The 16,577-nt window shown below is 45.8% G+C and carries 15 protein-coding genes and 1 riboswitch; of the genes, 1 reads left to right on the plus strand and 14 read right to left on the minus strand.

Annotation, left to right across the window (positions count from 1 at the left end):
* Positions 1-28: 28 nt before the first annotated feature.
* From cbiB to metK, 14 genes are all read right to left on the minus strand, one after another.
* Positions 29-994 (minus strand): adenosylcobinamide-phosphate synthase CbiB, encoded by a 966-nt coding sequence (gene cbiB / locus ACED60_RS13145; protein ID WP_371710253.1) that lies wholly within the window; start codon positions 992-994, stop codon positions 29-31.
* A gap of 76 nt (positions 995-1,070) precedes the next feature.
* Positions 1,071-1,883 carry a precorrin-4 C(11)-methyltransferase gene (cobM, locus tag ACED60_RS13150; protein ID WP_269337050.1) on the minus strand — a complete coding sequence of 271 codons (813 nt, stop codon included), beginning with the start codon at positions 1,881-1,883 and terminating at the stop codon, positions 1,071-1,073.
* Position 1,884: 1 nt separating this feature from the next.
* Complete coding sequence (gene cobJ, locus ACED60_RS13155; protein ID WP_371727729.1) at positions 1,885-2,724, minus strand: precorrin-3B C(17)-methyltransferase; 840 nt, start codon at positions 2,722-2,724, stop codon at positions 1,885-1,887.
* Positions 2,725-2,726: 2 nt separating this feature from the next.
* On the minus strand, positions 2,727-3,569 hold the full coding sequence (locus tag ACED60_RS13160; protein WP_371727730.1) for a sirohydrochlorin cobaltochelatase: 843 nt from the start codon (positions 3,567-3,569) through the stop codon (positions 2,727-2,729).
* 143 nt (positions 3,570-3,712) lie between these two features.
* Positions 3,713-5,317, minus strand: a complete 1,605-nt coding sequence (locus ACED60_RS13165) for a cobalamin biosynthesis protein (protein ID WP_371727731.1) — start codon at positions 5,315-5,317, stop codon at positions 3,713-3,715.
* Entirely contained in the window at positions 5,317-6,147 is an 831-nt protein-coding gene (gene cobI, locus ACED60_RS13170) for a precorrin-2 C(20)-methyltransferase (RefSeq protein ID WP_371727733.1), read from the minus strand. Before cobI ends, ACED60_RS13165 begins: the two co-directional genes overlap by 1 nt.
* 66 nt (positions 6,148-6,213) lie before the next feature.
* Positions 6,214-7,512, minus strand: coding sequence for a precorrin-6y C5,15-methyltransferase (decarboxylating) subunit CbiE (cbiE, locus tag ACED60_RS13175; protein WP_135382958.1), 1,299 nt, complete (start codon positions 7,510-7,512; stop codon positions 6,214-6,216).
* On the minus strand, positions 7,509-8,168 hold the full coding sequence (locus tag ACED60_RS13180) for a precorrin-8X methylmutase (protein ID WP_371727734.1): 660 nt from the start codon (positions 8,166-8,168) through the stop codon (positions 7,509-7,511). Before ACED60_RS13180 ends, cbiE begins: the two co-directional genes overlap by 4 nt.
* Before the next feature lie 20 nt (positions 8,169-8,188).
* Positions 8,189-9,373, minus strand: a complete 1,185-nt coding sequence (locus ACED60_RS13185; RefSeq protein ID WP_371727735.1) for a cobalt-precorrin-5B (C(1))-methyltransferase — start codon at positions 9,371-9,373, stop codon at positions 8,189-8,191.
* 93 nt (positions 9,374-9,466) lie between these two features.
* Positions 9,467-9,597: riboswitch (cobalamin riboswitch) on the minus strand.
* Positions 9,598-9,606: 9 nt separating this feature from the next.
* A complete protein-coding gene (locus ACED60_RS13190; protein WP_135382955.1) occupies positions 9,607-10,071 on the minus strand; it encodes a phosphoglycerate mutase family protein in 465 nt (154 codons plus the stop codon).
* A complete protein-coding gene (locus ACED60_RS13195) occupies positions 10,061-11,008 on the minus strand; it encodes a FecCD family ABC transporter permease (RefSeq protein ID WP_371727736.1) in 948 nt (315 codons plus the stop codon). The genes ACED60_RS13190 and ACED60_RS13195 overlap by 11 nt, the downstream gene beginning before the upstream one ends.
* Positions 11,009-11,067: 59 nt before the next feature.
* Positions 11,068-12,012 (minus strand): ABC transporter substrate-binding protein, encoded by a 945-nt coding sequence (locus tag ACED60_RS13200; RefSeq protein WP_135382953.1) that lies wholly within the window; start codon positions 12,010-12,012, stop codon positions 11,068-11,070.
* Positions 12,009-12,767 carry an ABC transporter ATP-binding protein gene (locus ACED60_RS13205; protein ID WP_371727737.1) on the minus strand — a complete coding sequence of 253 codons (759 nt, stop codon included), beginning with the start codon at positions 12,765-12,767 and terminating at the stop codon, positions 12,009-12,011. Before ACED60_RS13205 ends, ACED60_RS13200 begins: the two co-directional genes overlap by 4 nt.
* A gap of 271 nt (positions 12,768-13,038) precedes the next feature.
* Positions 13,039-14,190, minus strand: a complete 1,152-nt coding sequence (gene metK, locus ACED60_RS13210; protein WP_371727738.1) for a methionine adenosyltransferase — start codon at positions 14,188-14,190, stop codon at positions 13,039-13,041.
* Positions 14,191-14,567: 377 nt separating this feature from the next.
* Between metK and tkt the strand changes: the two genes are divergently transcribed.
* Complete coding sequence (gene tkt, locus ACED60_RS13215) at positions 14,568-16,562, plus strand: transketolase (protein WP_371727739.1); 1,995 nt, start codon at positions 14,568-14,570, stop codon at positions 16,560-16,562.
* Positions 16,563-16,577: the final 15 nt, after the last annotated feature.

The raw sequence follows: 16,577 nt of genomic DNA on the forward strand, positions 1-16,577 counted from the left end.
AAAGTAAAGAGTTAAAATAGACATGAAATCAAAACAAACAAAGAGTTAAAATAGAAAGTAATAGCATTACGATGACCCAAAGCACACTGGTTTTTTGAACCAAAGATATGGCTCGTGGAATATCTTCTAAAGTCGCAATATTACCTTTTCCCATCGGACGCTTTTTCACAAGTTTTCCGTGGTAATAAGTATCGCCACCTATAATGATTTGTAGTGCGCCGGCACCTGATGTCATTACGGGGCCACCGTTTGGACTCGAGCAATGTTTAGCCTGTTCTTTCCAGCATTTCAGAGCCAACTTAGTGTTGCCTAAAAGGCTGTAGCTAAGTGCGGTTAAGCGCGCAGGTGCCCAGCCCATCACATCATCGACTTTTGCTGCCACATAGCCAAATTCTAGCCAGCGTTCATTTTTGTAGCCCCACATCGCATCAAGTGTGTTCACTAATCGGAACAGTAATGCCCCTGGAGCCCCAAGCAGTGCAAACCAAAATAGAGTGCCGAAGATCGCATCGTTACCATTCTCTAATACCGACTCAATCGTCGATGACGTGATCTGGCGTTGATCCATGGTTTCAGTATTACGGCTAACGATCCAACCAACTTTCTCTCGCGCTAAATCAAGATCACCTTGGCTCAGTGGCTGGTGGATCCACTGGGCGTGCTCAAGCAGGCTACGTTGACCTATCGCGATATACAGAACCACGATATTAAATAGCCAAAAGCCTAATGTGTTCCCCATGCTTAGTAGCGTATGTTGTAGCCAAAAGCTGAGTAAGCACAATGGAACAGTCGCAGCTATCCATGCGATCAAACCTGAGAATTTAGTGGCTCGGTTTAACAGCTTCTCGATTTTCTCAACCGCATAGCCAAAACCGATCAAAGGGTGAAATCGTTTAGGCTCACCTAGTAAGTGATCAAGCATCAAAGCTGCGATCATCATTAGCGCGATCGCTAAACTTGAATAACCAAAATTTAAATCAAAAAAGATCATCATATCTGCCAAATAATGCTGCTGACTGGATAGTGAAAATGAATAAACGCATAAACCAATCAACAGCTAATGAGCGAGGTTAGTCTGCGTTCTTATCGTCTTCCAATGTTCCACTTTCAGCTACACCCTCTTCAACGACACGTGCTTTTCGGCAAGCGTGTGAGAAGGTCGGATCGTAGAGTTTAGAGTCAACAAAATCATTGTCGCCTAGCACTTTACTGACGATGATCATCGCGGTGGAGCGAATCCCTTCATCATGCATAACTTGGGCGATCGTACCCAATGTAGCACGGAATATTCGCTGTTCAGGGTGACTGGCTTTTTCAACGACAGCCACTGGCCAATCTTGCGGGTAAACATCTGATAATTCACGAACCACTTTACGAATTAATGTTGCGCTAAGAAATAAACACAGTGTTGCTTCGTGAGAGGCAAGGGCGCGTAGATTCTCTTTTTCAGGAACAGGCGTTCGACCTGATGCTCGGCTAAGAATAATGGTCTGGCACTTTTCAGGTAGCGTCAGTTCTTGGCCAAGAGCTGCGGCACTCGCTTGGAAAGAGGAGACGCCCGGAACCACTTTCCAATCAATGCCAAGTTCGTTCAAGCGACGTGTTTGTTCTGCAAGCGACGAGTAAATTGAAAGATCGCCAGTTTGAACGCGTGCAACGTTTTGACCTTTTTCGTGTGCGGTTAGGTACACATTGGTTAGATCATCAAGATCCATGTCAGCGGAGTTATAGACCAGTGCATCAGGGTGAGCGCGATCGATGACGGCTTTTGGCACTAAACTGCCTGCGTAAACAATCACAGGGCACTCTTCAACTAAGCGTGCGCCTTTCACTGTTATTAAATCTGGGTCACCCGGCCCTGCGCCGATAAAAAATACCGTCATACTAGTTTGCCTCTTCCGTCACTGATTCTGGTTTAGGTTCAACTTTTAATGAATGGCCACGTTTTTGACCTTCTAGTACCTTGCCGTCTTTCAGTTGATATTTATTGGTGTAGCCACGCGGTGTTACGATCCAATCACCAAATCGGTAGCTGTTGCTGTTACCTATCACGACCGCGGCGTTCATACCAAATTCCACTTTGGTAAATTCAGCCAGTGTTGTCAGTGTGACTTTTTGCTCATCACGATACGCAGCATTCACGATAGCAACGGGAGTATTTGGGTCACGATGTTCCAAAAGGATTTCACGTGCAGTTTCAATGTGCTGAATTCGCTTTTTAGAGCGAGGGTTGTAGAAGGTAATCGCAAAATCAGCCATTGCCGCGGCTTCAATCCGCTTGGTAATCACTTCCCAAGGCGTTAATAAGTCAGACAGAGAAATGGTACAACTATCGTGGCCAAGAGGTGCACCAACTAAAGAAGCACAGGCGTTAGCCGCGGTGATGCCCGGAATAATATCCAGTTCAACTTGTGCGTTTAATTCTGCGTTTTGCTCCAATAATTCAAGCACTAAAGGCGCCATCGCGTACATGCCAGAATCCCCAGAACATACCAATACGACTTCTCGACCTTTTGCTGCTTCTTCTACTGCGGCTTGAGCGCGGTCCCATTCGCGAGTCATACCACTTTGAATGACTTCTTGAGTGTCGATTAGTGTGCTGATTGATTCTACATACGGCTTGTAGCCTGCAACGACATCTGCATTCTTTACGGCTTGTTGCGCTGCGGGGGTTACTAGATCAATAGCGCCAGGCCCTAAGCCTACCAGTGTTAGTTTTGCCATGATTATTTCTCTTCCTCTGGTGCACCTAAACGAATTAAGCCTTCTTTAATTTGCTTATCGATAATCTGTAACAGTTCTGGCATATCGAGCATGCAGAACTTGTCACCTTGGATTGGCTCTGCCACTTGAACGTCAGCGTCTTCTGCCAGCATCTCTTTAATTTCTTTAAGATCGTTGATGAAGTGGTTACCCGATACAAGCAGTAGTGGAACTAGATTAAGAAGCGGTCGGCCTTGGCCTGTATGTTGCTCTTGAATGCGGCGAACCATTTCATCTTTCACTAACTTAAATGGCCATGCGCCTTCGAGCGAGCAAGTGAAGTTGCGTTGCGATAATTTGCCTAGTAGATCATCACAGTAATGGACCGATTGGTGGCCCGGGTTATCTAACATAGGCGCACCGTGGTGAACGAATACGTTGAAATGACCTTGCGGAGCAAAACGATCATGGAGGGCTGAAAGCAAGTTGGTCGTCAATTGACTGTGATGCATTATCGCTGGTGTTTGTTCGATACGTGCAAATGAGAACAGCTTGAAGCCATCGACAATCGATGTCATGTAGCGATGTTCATCGGTAGGGAATAGGTATACTGAAACAATCAAAATACGTTCGTAACCTTGTGTGTCTAGATCGGCGAGTACCTGAGGTAGGCTGAAACATGGTGTGTCTTTACGAGCCAGCTTCTTGATCACCATCTTTGAGCTGGTGGCGATACGCACTGCCACATCTGGGTAACTTTGACGTACGCGCTCTGCGAGAGTTTCATAACGTTGTTGTTCTACAACGCTACCAAAGCAGCTCAGTACAATGGCTGTGCCTTGGTTATAATGACGAAGTCGTTTCATAATTGTCGCTGTCCTTATCAAATCTATATCACAAGATAAACGGGTTATCTCATGTTGGTAATGAGGTTGAAGTGAGCTTTGAAATATCATGTTCATAGCTTGCAAAGTATTTGGCCTACTGTGTTCCTAAAACTCAGTGATACCTAAAGCTCAGTGGTGCCGTCTGCATTTTCAATTGGTGCGATAAACTTAGGATCTAAATAAGCTTTTAATGATTTCCGATCGACTAGATTTGTGAACAAATCTTTCCAGTCTTGCTCGGTAAATTCTTCGATACCTCGAATCCAAAGCCCGTTGTTAACAGGTGTTTCATGTTCTAGTAAACGTTCGTAAATCACCATTGCAGCGCGGTTTCTGCAGGTGCCCGCACAGTGTGTACGGCTTATCTTGATGCGCTGTTCACCGTCGGAAAAATTGAGCGCTTTAAGTACCTGTCTAAGATCGTGTGCAAGGTTTTTACTGCCTTCTTTCGCGCAGCGGCCACCTTCACATAGCAATACGTGATGGCGGTGGTACAGCATCGGGCGGTTTAAATCGACATGCTTAGGCTTACACTGAAAACCATCTACCACTTCATTACCGTGAAGGTTGATTTTGACGTTTTCATCTAGCCAGTTTTTCCACTTCTTCTTGGCGAGGGGTTCATCGTATTCGATGCGAGTACAAGATAAAGTCATGTTGAAACCGTCTTGTTTGAACTTCCACTTAGGTACCAATAGTTGATCTCGCTTAGCGTGCTTTAGCGCGGCTGCTTCAGAAACCGATGATACGCCCGTAATTTTTTTTACGTATTCTGATGGGTTTTCAATCCCTTCAACGCCGTCGAGTTGCTCGGCTGAATAAGTGTGGAAAGGAATTTGGCTTTCAGACGAGAGTTCTAAAATACCTTTTTCATCCGCTTTTAAAGCGATACTGGCGAAAGCTGAAACACTGGCTTTTGCTAGGTTATATTCAGTCAGGAAAACATCGATACCTGCTTTCAATACATGCAAAGGAGTATTGCGGTCACAGCCTATTCCAAGCACAAGCGATTTTGGTCGCCACAGTACGGTTTTATTTTTAAAGTCGGCGTAACTTTTTGGTTGTGCTTCATCTGAAATCAGAACTAAACCATCCCAATCATCAGTACTGATTTGAGAAAGGTCTGTATCGCTTAGTGCAGGGTGGGTAATGATGTGTCTTGGCATGGAACGTTTGTTCTGCCACCAGTTCTGTTCGCCAGCGTGCTGCACTATTAGAATGCGTTTTTCATTTACAACTGCTGCGCTGGTGGCGGTGATCGCGGGTTCGCATTGTGGATCAAGTGTCCAACCAAATGGCGATCCGAGCATATCAACCGACAAACTGCCGGCAGCGTCAGAAGCGGTGGTGATCACAGGAGTCGCGTTGAGTGCTTGTGAGACTTGTAACGCGATCCCATTTGCGCCACCGCGATGACCAGATAGCATAGGGATCACGAATTGGCCGTGATCGTCAATGCAGATCACGCCGGGGTCGGTGCGTTTGTCTTCTAGCAAAGGGCCGATCATTCGGCTGACAATACCCGCAGCAAAAAAGCAGATATGGTGATCATATTGCTTAAATTGAGGAGGAAGAAAACCAGAAAGCGGCAGGGTTAACTCATCGGCTTCTGGGTATTCTTCTTGTCCAACTGGTGCAATAAAGACATCAGCAAACGGAAACGTTTTAGCTAAGCGTTTGGCTTGCCTTGCTCCGTGTAGCGTGATGGCATAAATGGCGATTTTCATTACGCTTTACCGCCAATAGTTTTATCGATGCCATCTTTACCACTATCAGCTTTACCATCATCAAGAACGGCACATTTCTTTGATTCATTAGTACCACGTAGTACGCCACGACGAGCGCGAACAGAAAGCTGAACCATAGAGAAATAACGGTTTTCATTCGGTACATCACGTAGGTCAGAGTAAAGCTCTTGTTTCTCTGTGGTGGCATGCGACACGTAGGTTGCACAATCCAACATATTCATCGACTCAAGTTGAGTGATCAGCTTAGGGATAACGCGACCTGCTTTGATTAGCATGATGGTGTCAAAATCTTCGACTAGCTTTTCTAAACACTCGATACCCCATGTCGCAGGTACAACACAAAAACGCTCCTGACCGTCAGCAAGTGGAATTTTTGTTTGTGATGGAATAGCGGTAACTGAAGTGATACCCGGAATGATCACCGGATCAAGCTCAGGAAGTAGCTCTGTCAGTTCTTCTTGGATGTATGCCCATGTGCTGTAAACCGATGGATCACCTTCGGTTGCAAATGCCACGTCTTTACCTTGCTTTAATAGTTCAACAATTGTGACGGCTGCTTTACGCCATGCAGGAACGTTGATGCTTGGGTCACGCGTCATTGGGAAATGCAAAAATAGGTATTCGCCTTTCATGCTTTCAGGGCTAACAGAACCCGCTGCAATTTGTTGAGCAAAAGAGTGGTTACTGCCCGCGTCTTTTTCTGGAAACGCGACAATGTCGACGGTGCTGAGTAGTCGGTGAGCTTTAAGTGTTAATAATTCTGGGTCTCCAGTGCCGACACCAATTGCGTACATAGTTCCTAATTTCATCTGTGCTTTCTCTAATTATGTTTTTATTTAATATGTTGAGTGGCGCTTAATTAAAAAATTAAGCGCTTATTTCTGAATAAACGGCTTGGTAAAAATAAATAAGTGAATCGGATTTTCTGATTGATAACGGGTGTAGTGAGCGAGTGGTACGCCTGTTGATATAGAGATCAGTTGAACCTGTGTCGGAGCATCGCTGTCTTTACTCCATTGATGAAGTTCGCAAACTGAATCGACAGTCACTGCAGAACCGATCACGACGCCTCCCGGTTTTATTGCTGACCAACAGAAATCTAAAATGGTGTGCATGTTGCCGCGGCTTCCACCAATAAAAATACTGTCTGGCTGAGGCAAGGTGTCGAGTTGCATTGGGGCTTTATCTCGAATCAGTTGTACGTTGTCGGTACCGTGCGCTCTAAAGTTAGCCTCGGCCGACTCATAACATTCTTGGTTTGATTCAATGGTGAAGACTTGTCCTTGATGGCACTGTTTAGCGGCTTCTATCGCAATAGAACCTGAGCCTGTGCCTATGTCCCACACCACAGATCTTGGTTGAATACGCATACTTGCTAACGCTAAGTGACGAACGGGCTGTTTGGTAATTAAGCCGCGTTTAGGCATGCGCTTCATGAAGTCATCATCGTTGGCGTATTGGCCCAATTCACCCCACGCATGAGGTAGCGGTCGGTGCAGTACCATTACATTGAGCGTAGAGAAGTCGTCGGAACTTTTTAGTGCGAGGTCTTCGAGAGTCCACTGGCTTATCTTTTCGTCGGTGCCACCTAAGTTCTCACATACCCAAGCCGTCCAACCTTGTTGATTAAATTCGACTAAGTGTTTCGCAATACGAGCTGGGTTGTTTTGAACATCGGTTAGCAAGCAGTAGCTAGTTCCCCATTGCATTTGGCTTGCGATACCTTTAATGCCATCGTAATGCTGCTTTCTTCCATGTAGTGAAATTGCTTTGGTTTCTTGCCATGCAATGCCGACTCGGCTGCAAGCGAGTTGCATTGAACAAGGGGAGGGAATAAAGCGCACTTCATCATTAGGCAGTTTTTTTAACAACGATTCGCCGATGCCAAAGAACAATGGGTCGCCAGAAGCTAATACGACGACGCCGCCTTCCTCGCATTCATCAAGTAACTTAGCGAACCAAGATTGATAGCCTTCTTGCATCGATAAGCGTTGACCTTTGAATTGGGGGAACCAATCCAATAGTCGGTCGTTACCTGCAACAACGCGTGCAGATTCAACTGCATTAACAGCTCGACTGGTTAGGCTTAAACACCCATCTTCGGGTACTCCGACTACCGTGATAGCCGATTGATAGCAATCGATAAGCTGAGAGTGAGTACTTACATTATTCATTTTACTGACTCAGCAAGTAGGGCGTGAATAGTCGATACCACTAACGGGCTGCCACCTTTACGGCCTAGGCTGGCAATGTAAGGCACGGTGTTTTGTTCGGTTAATGCTTGCTTAGATTCATCTGCTTTTACGAAACCAACAGGAATGCCAATGATCAATGCAGGTTTTGCTTCGCCTGCTTCTATCATGCGCAATAGCTCAAGTAATGCGGTAGGCGCATTGCCTACACCTATGATAGAGCCGTCGAGTAGGCCGTTATCGCGGGCATAACGCATTGAGTGAATAGCACGTGTTTCTCCTGTCTCTTTGGCCGTGCTAATGACGTCTGGATGACTAATGAAGCACTGTGCTTTATTGCCGTAAGCGTTGAGGCGAGTTTGATTTAAACCTGTCACGATCATGCTGACATCGGTAATGATGTTGGCACCGTTTTTTAAAGCGGTAATGGCAGACTCAATCGCGTTGTCGCTGAATTGATATAATTTAGCGTATTCAAAATCACCCGTTGTATGAATGGCACGACGAACCACATTCCATTCACCTTGATTGAAGTTATGTCCCCCATGGAGAGTTTCTATTTCTTCATCGATGATAGAGAAAGAGTCATTTTCAATTTGACGGCCTTGCTTGGTCATTTGACGCATATCGTTAGTCATGGAGTTTTCCTTGTTCATGCTTATTCATCATGAAAGTGAGTGTTGGTATCACTTCCTTTTGAGCAGAGATGTTCTGCTAATAGATCGCCGTTAAAATCGATCAATTTGAATTCAATGCTGACGTGATGTTTGACATACACAGCAGCGTGCTCTGCAGCTTGTTTGCAGAGCAAGGTAAGAAAGTCGTAATTGGGAATCTCTTGGCCCGATTGGGCTTCTTTCCATGTGTCGAGTACGTGGCGGCCTGTGTTGGCTTGGCTAACAGCTTCGGTAAACTCACTCGATGCACCCGATTGAATGGCGAGGTCGGCCAGCAATGAAAAGTCGATAGCTTTACCGGATACGTGAGTCATCATGTGCCCAGCGACCATCTTGCCGAGTTTGCCTATCATGGCGACGACGGTGATTTTGCTTACTTGATAACGTTTTGCTGCGCGCAGTCCGACCCCAACAAAATCACCCGCTTGGATAAAACACATCGAGTCATAACTTGGTAGCATGGCCATCGCTGATTTTTCGGTTCGAGATCCTGTCGTGAGAACCAAGTGGTTTTGGCCATTTTGTTTCGCTATTTGTACCGATTGACGCACAGATGCTGAAAACGCTGAAGTGGAGTAGGGTTTTACCGTTCCGCGTGTCCCGAGAATGGAAATACCACCGATTAAACCGAGTCTTGGCCCAATGGTTTCCTTGGCTCGCTCTTCTCCATCAGGGACGCAAATTTCCAGTAATATACCGACGTGTTTTTTCTGTTGACTGGTAGCTTGGTTCCATTCCAAAGTCACCATATCGAGAATGTTTTTTCGAGGAACGGGATTAATCGCCGCCTGACCGACGGGAAGTTCTAATCCGGGTAGAGTCACACGAGCTACGCCAACACCCCCATCGATGTGAAAACCGGGCTCTGAATGCCAGCGGGCAAGACTCTGAATATGGGCTTCGTGGGTACAATCAGGATCGTCCCCTGCATCTTTAACAATGCTGGCGGTCACCGCATCGTTGGATGTTTGGATAAACGCGACCTTAAACGTAGCGGGCTCACCATTAGGTAGAGTGATGGAGATATAGTCAGGCTTTTGTCCGGTTAATAGTGTTTGAACTGCCGCTCTGCTTGCTGCAGCTGCGCACGCTCCGGTGGTAAACCCACTGCGGAGATCGGACTTATTTTTGGATCGTTTAACTTTTGTGACCACAGTATTCTTCATCTACGTTTTAGGTATTGACGAATACAGAGCGTTCCCTTGTTAGACAAGGTATGGATGGTGTTGAGTTTTCCCGCTCGATATTCATGTGTGTCCAGGTATTCTGACTTACGATGTTGAGGTTCTCATTGCGCTTTACTCCTTCCCAAGTCGTGTGACTCAGTGGCTTGTAAAGGGCTCATCGCTTACAGCTGCGGGTACAGTTCAGGAGTTACACCTGATTCCCTGATGTGACGTTATACTTCGATATCTATCCTGAGGATTTCTCCGTTGTTTGGTGTTTCTATTATTTGCTTTGGTGTCCCTAAACTGGCTAATGTTTTTATCCAGTCGCCATGTCCGAGCAGCAAAATAGGGTTCTCATTGTTGTGGTGACGAGAAACTCGTTGGATCCACTGAATCGCCATTGTTCTTCGTTGCTGTTCTGAATCGAACTCACTGAGCTCCATTTGAGAAATGACGGGCACTTTCAGGTAGCGTGCGATGGTTTTAGCACTGGAAATCGCACGGCCTAATTGACTGGTGTAAATAGCATTGAGGGTCAATGATTTTTGAGTTGCAAGATAACGACCGACGTTATGCATCTGTTGTTTGCCTTTCATTGTCAGAGGGCTATCCAGTTGATTCTGTGCTTTGCCTATTCGATTCCATTCGGTTTCGCCATGACGAATCGCAATGATGGTGAAGCGTTCAGCTTTCATTACTTTTCTCCATCAAAATGGAAACAATGAATAGTGCGCCAAACGCGGTGGTGACAACACCAAGAGGCAGTTCTTGAGGAGCAACTAAGGTTCTCGCCAAAATATCACTTAATAGCATAAGCAAAGCCCCAATCAGCCCTGAAGTGATGAGTAATTTTTTGTGTAATGGGCCGATGATTTTCTTCGCGATATGAGGAACCATCAAGCCAATAAATCCGACAACTCCGATGATAGAAACAAAACATGCCGTTGCAAAAGCGCAGACAATAAAGACACCGCTTTGCAGGCGTTTTGTGTCTACGCCCATGGTTTGTGCTACGTCGTCTCCTGCAAGTAAACAATCTAACTGGCGATGTTTTAATATACCTAGGGCTATCAAGGCGATAAGTCCAGCAAGCACAATTAGCACATTGTCCCAGCGTGCGTTTCCTAGGCCTCCTAGCGACCAAAATAGAATCGAATGGGCAGCTCGTTGATCACCATGGAAGACCAAGAAGTTAGTCAAGGCTGTAAATAAAAATGAAATAGCCAACCCGGCTAAAACAATTTGAGAAGACGCTTGTCCATCTACTTTTCTGACTAGAAATAGCACTGCCGAAGCCGAGATTATTCCACCGATAAAAGCGGCGAGTGGAAGTGTCCAAATGCCGATAGCGCTGCCGATGACTGTAATCACAAAGACTGCTCCCGTTGCGGCACCGGATGACAATCCAAAAATGAAAGGGTCGGCAAGATCGTTTTTTGTCACGGTTTGTAATAACGCCCCAACAATACCTAACCCAGCACCGCAAATAATAGCGATGATTGTTCTAGGTAAGCGCAGGTGCAGTACCACTTGATCTATCGGTGAGTCGATCTGTTGACTCATCGCCGCTGAAAAAATCGTAGCGACTTGTGCAAAAGATAGCTGAACGCTGCCTAAACTCAGAGAAAACATCGCTAAGAGGGCAAAAACAGAACTGAATACGCAGGTGTTCAGTGCGGTTCAGGTTAGTACTAAGACTTGTCATGGATTTCTTGGATGCGTTGTGCCAATTTTTCAATTGCAGCTATGTTTGCTGGCCCGGGAGTAATTTCCTCATAACGCAGAGGAAGGTATTGGATGGTCTTTACCGCTGTGGTCAGCTTCATCGCTGGGTGCTGTTCCAAAAAGGCTTGCATGCCTTTAGCGCCTGTCCCATTTTGATAATCGAGAAGAATAATGACATCAGGGTTATGCATCGCAACTGACTCCCATGATGTGGTTCCCCAGCTGATATCCAGATCTTTCATTACATTGGCGCCACCCGCTGCTTCTATCATGGCGCTCACTGTCGCGTACTTTCCTGCTGTGAATGGTTTCTCTTCCCCTGAATCATACAGAAAGACTTTAAGCGGGGTTTGATTTTGGGTTTGCTGTTGAATCAATATTAATTGCTCTCTCCAAGTGGAGATAAGAGTTTGAGCTCTGTCTTGTTGACCGAATAAAGTCGCAAGGCGTGTCACGTCATCAAACATCTGTTCCATGTTAGCTGGCTGCTTATCTTTACGGATATGGCTGCAACTCTCATTAAGAATCAGAGTATTGATGCCAAACTCTCTCAGAGAATCAGGCGTGACTGAGCCGCCCAACCGCATACCGTAATTCCATCCTGCAAAGAAAACATCAGGGTTGGCACTAACTAACACCTCTAAAGAAGGATATTTCGGTGCGAGCTCGGGAATGCTGCCCTGGAGGCGATTAAATTCAGGGGTCGTTTTGTAGTACCCGCTAATACCGGTCACTCCGATCATATTCTCTTCAAGCCCGAGAGAAAATGCCATCTCAGACATATTGATATCGTGAGTGATTAAGGTTTTCGGCGCTTTATCTAAGGTAAGTGTAGAGTCGCAGTTTTCTACCGTAATTTGGGCTTGTGCGGACACGGTAAGTAATAAAGTTAATGCTGATAGTTTTTTCATGAAAGCTCCTGTCCTTGGTCGAGTTCAATGTCGAAAAATTTACTTGTTTTCTGTGTGCGCTTATTGGTCGTGCTGATTAAATCGACTTCAAAGATCGGCTTAAGTTGATTGTGAGTTAGTCGTTCTTCTACCTTTCCTTTCGCGACTACCTGGCCGTGTTCCAAAATCGCAATGTGCGTCGCGAACTTGGCCGCAAGGGAAATATCATGCAGTGAGCAAATCAGTGTTTTTTCTTGCTCTTTCAATAGTGATAAAACTTCCCCTTGAGCACATGGATCTAGATGGTTTAGAGGCTCATCCAACACCAGAAACTCGGCGTTCTGACATAAAGATCGTGCAATATGCGCTCGCTGCCTCTGGCCACCTGAGAGCTGTCCCATTCTTCGTTCGAGGAAAGTATCGATCTTTAGTGCTTTACTTATTTGGTCAAGTGAAAAGCTAGAAGTGGCTTGATTGGAAGCAGTTAGTTGAATGTACTCTCTGAGTGTTAAACGACCATCCACTTGACTGTGTTGTGGAAGGTAACTGATTTGTTTTGCTCTTTGCTGGCAAGTTAACTTACGTAGCGGCAATTGGTTTATGACGACTTCGCCTTTGAAGGGAAGCAAATTAACCAGTGCCTTCAATAACGTGGTTTTTCCGGAACCATTGCGTCCAATGACAACCCAGCGCTCACCTTGAGTAATTTTCAGATCGAGTGGGTGCAGTCGTTGAGTGTTTTGTTGTTGAACTGAAAGTTTGTGGCAAAGAAGCATGAGTTACTGAGAATGGTTTGTTTTTAACAAGTGCTATTACATTAAAATTTAAACGTTTGCGTAACATTGATCTCAGCACGTAAAATCCCCACTATTATCAAAATAATCTATAAGTTAACGCTTGTGCTACGTGAAAGGGTTAGGATTTATTAGTGAAAGAATAGAAGAATAGAAGAATAGAAGAATAGAAGAATAGAAGAATAGAAAGAAAAAAGCCTCTGAGAACAGAGGCTTTTAAAATTACGTTTCAGCTAAGCGTGTTGCGTAATGCTTACAGGCCTGCGAAGTCCGCAAGGATAGCGGCTTTGTCAGTTGCTTCCCAAGGGAACTCTTCGCGACCGAAGTGGCCGTATGCAGCAGTCTGCTTGTAGATAGGTTGAAGAAGGTTCAGCATCTCTTGAAGACCGTATGGACGTAGGTCGAAGTTTTGACGAACTGCTTCAATGATGATTTCGTGCGCTACTTTCTCAGTACCAAACGTTTCAACCATGATAGATGTTGGATCTGCAACGCCGATAGCGTAAGACAGTTGAATCTCACAACGGTCAGCCATACCAGCAGCAACGATGTTTTTCGCAACGTAACGCGCTGCGTAAGCTGCAGAACGGTCAACTTTTGATGGATCTTTACCAGAGAATGCACCGCCACCGTGACGAGCTGCGCCGCCGTAGGTATCAACGATGATCTTACGACCTGTTAGACCACAGTCACCCATTGGGCCACCGATTACGAAACGGCCTGTTGGGTTGATGAAGAAGTTAGTGTCTTTGTTGATCCACTCAGCAGGAAGTACTGGCTTGATGATCTCTTCCATTACCGCTTCACGTAGGTCAGGTGTTGTTACTGAATCACAGTGTTGAGTTGAAAGAACAACTGCGTCGATACCAACGATCTTACCTTGGTCGTATTGGAACGTAACTTGAGATTTCGCATCTGGGCGAAGGAAGTCAAGCTTGCCGCTCTTACGTACTTCAGCTTGCTTCTTAACAAGAAGGTGAGAGTAAGTAATTGGAGCTGGCATTAGGATTGGCGTTTCGTTAGTCGCGTAACCAAACATGATACCTTGGTCACCTGCGCCTTGATCTTTAGGATCGGCTTTATCAACACCTTGGTTGATGTCTGGAGACTGCTTACCGATTGTGTTTAGTACTGCACAAGAGTCAGCGTCAAAGCCCATATCAGAATGAACGTAACCAATGTCACGAACTGTTTCACGAGTGATTTCTTCGATATCAACCCATGCAGACGTTGTTACTTCACCGCCAACCATAACCATGCCGGTCTTTACGTAAGTCTCACAAGCAACACGTGCTTTTGGATCTTGTTCAATGATGGCATCAAGAACAGCATCTGAGATTTGGTCTGCAATTTTATCTGGATGGCCTTCTGAAACAGATTCAGAAGTGAATAGGTGCTTAGCCATGAGAGCTCCACTTTTAGTTTAGTTTTTAGTTGCAAATAGTTAAATGCAAATAATTTATGCCGTCGCAATCGAGGAAGCGCCGCCATTCAATACAGTATATTTTGTAGGTGTTTCTACATCTAGACGGCTATTTTAAATTCCAACGGTCGAATTACAAGCTCTTTTTTAGGATATGTCATAACTAAACGTTTGCGTGTTGATAGGGGGAAGCCATTGTTAAGTGGTGTAAATGATCGAAAATTGCGGGAAATGACCGTTAAAGTACCAGTAAAACGTTTGCAGTCGCTATAGTCGTTTGAGAGAATACCCGCGCTAATAAAAATGAAAACTTTAGCATCTATCTCTTTTTTAAATCGCTTATGTATCCAGGAGCAGACATGCCTTCTCGTAAAGATCTAGCCAATGCAATCCGCGCACTTAGCATGGACGGTGTTCAACAAGCAAACTCAGGCCACCCAGGCGCACCTATGGGTATGGCTGACATCGCTGAAGTTCTTTGGCGTGGCCACTTGAACCATAACCCAGCAAACCCAGAGTGGGCTGACCGTGACCGTTTTATCCTGTCTAACGGTCATGGTTCTATGCTGATTTACTCTCTGCTTCACTTAGCAGGTTACGAGCTTTCAATTGAAGACCTAAAAAACTTCCGTCAACTGCACTCTAAGACTCCAGGTCACCCAGAGTACGGTTACGCTCCTGGTATCGAGACAACGACTGGTCCTCTGGGTCAAGGCATCACCAACGCTGTTGGTATGGCGATGGCTGAAAAATCATTGGCTGCACAGTTCAACAAAGAAGGCCACGACATCGTCGATCACTTCACTTATGCGTTCATGGGGGATGGTTGTCTGATGGAAGGTATTTCTCACGAAGCATGTTCTCTAGCAGGTACGCTAGGTCTTGGTAAGCTGGTTGCTTTCTGGGATGACAACGGCATCTCTATCGATGGCGAAGTTGAAGGTTGGTTCTCTGACGATACACCTAAGCGTTTTGAAGCATACGGCTGGCACGTAATCCCAGCAGTTGATGGTCACGATGCTGACGCAATCAATGCGGCTATCGAAGCGGCTAAAGCGGACCCTCGTCCAACACTTATCTGTACTAAGACTATTATCGGTTTTGGTTCACCAAATAAAGCGGGTACGCACGACTGTCACGGTGCTCCACTAGGCGCTGATGAAATCACAGCAACTAAAGCGGCACTGGGTTGGGAACACGGTCCTTTCGAAATTCCAGCTGATATCGCAGCTGAGTGGAATGCGAAAGAAGCAGGCGCAGCGAAAGAAGCAGCGTGGAATGCTAAGTTTGACGCATACGCAGCGGCTCACCCTGAGCTAGCAGCTGAATTCAAACGTCGTACTAACGGCGATCTTCCAGCTGAGTGGGAAGAGAAAGCAAACGCAATCATTGCTGATCTTCAAGCTAACCCAGCAAACATCGCATCACGTAAAGCATCTCAAAACGCACTAGAAGCGTTTGGTGCTATGCTACCTGAATTCATGGGCGGCTCTGCTGACCTTGCGCCTTCTAACCTGACTATGTGGTCTGGTTCTAAGTCGCTTGAAGCGAACGACTTCTCAGGTAACTACATCCACTACGGTGTACGTGAATTCGGTATGACGGCTATCATGAACGGTATCGCTCTGCACGGTGGTTTCGTACCATACGGCGCAACATTCCTAATGTTCATGGAATACGCTCGTAACGCGATGCGTATGGCTGCTCTGATGAAAGTTCAGAACATTCAAGTTTACACGCATGACTCTATCGGTCTTGGCGAAGATGGGCCTACTCACCAACCGGTTGAGCAGATCGCTTCTCTACGTCTGACTCCAAACATGAGCACATGGCGCCCATGTGACCAAGTTGAGTCTGCTGTTGCTTGGAAACTGGCAATCGAACGCAAAGATGGTCCTTCTGCACTTATCTTCTCTCGTCAGAACCTTGCACAGCAAGACCGTGACGCTGAGCAAGTAGCTAACATCGCCAAGGGTGGTTACATCCTGAAAGATTGTGCTGGTAAGCCAGAGCTAATCATCATCGCTACAGGTTCTGAAGTTGAGCTAGCGGTTAGCGCTGCTGCTGAACTAACAGCTGAAGGCAAGAAAGTACGCGTAGTATCTATGCCTGCAACTGACGCGTTCGATAAGCAAGACGCTGAGTACCGTGAGTCTGTACTGCCATCTGACGTTACAGCGCGTATCGCAGTAGAAGCTGGTATCGCTGACTTCTGGTACAAATACGTTGGTTTCGGTGGCAAGATCATCGGCATGACAACGTTCGGCGAATCTGCACCAGCAGGCGAGCTATTCAAGATGTTCGGTTTCACTACTGAAAACGTAGTAAAGACAGCTAAAGAGTTATTAGTTTAAACAGAACTGTATAGT

This window comes from Vibrio sp. 1F279, assembly GCF_041439815.1.
Taxonomy (GTDB): Bacteria; Pseudomonadota; Gammaproteobacteria; order Enterobacterales; family Vibrionaceae; genus Vibrio; species Vibrio tasmaniensis_A.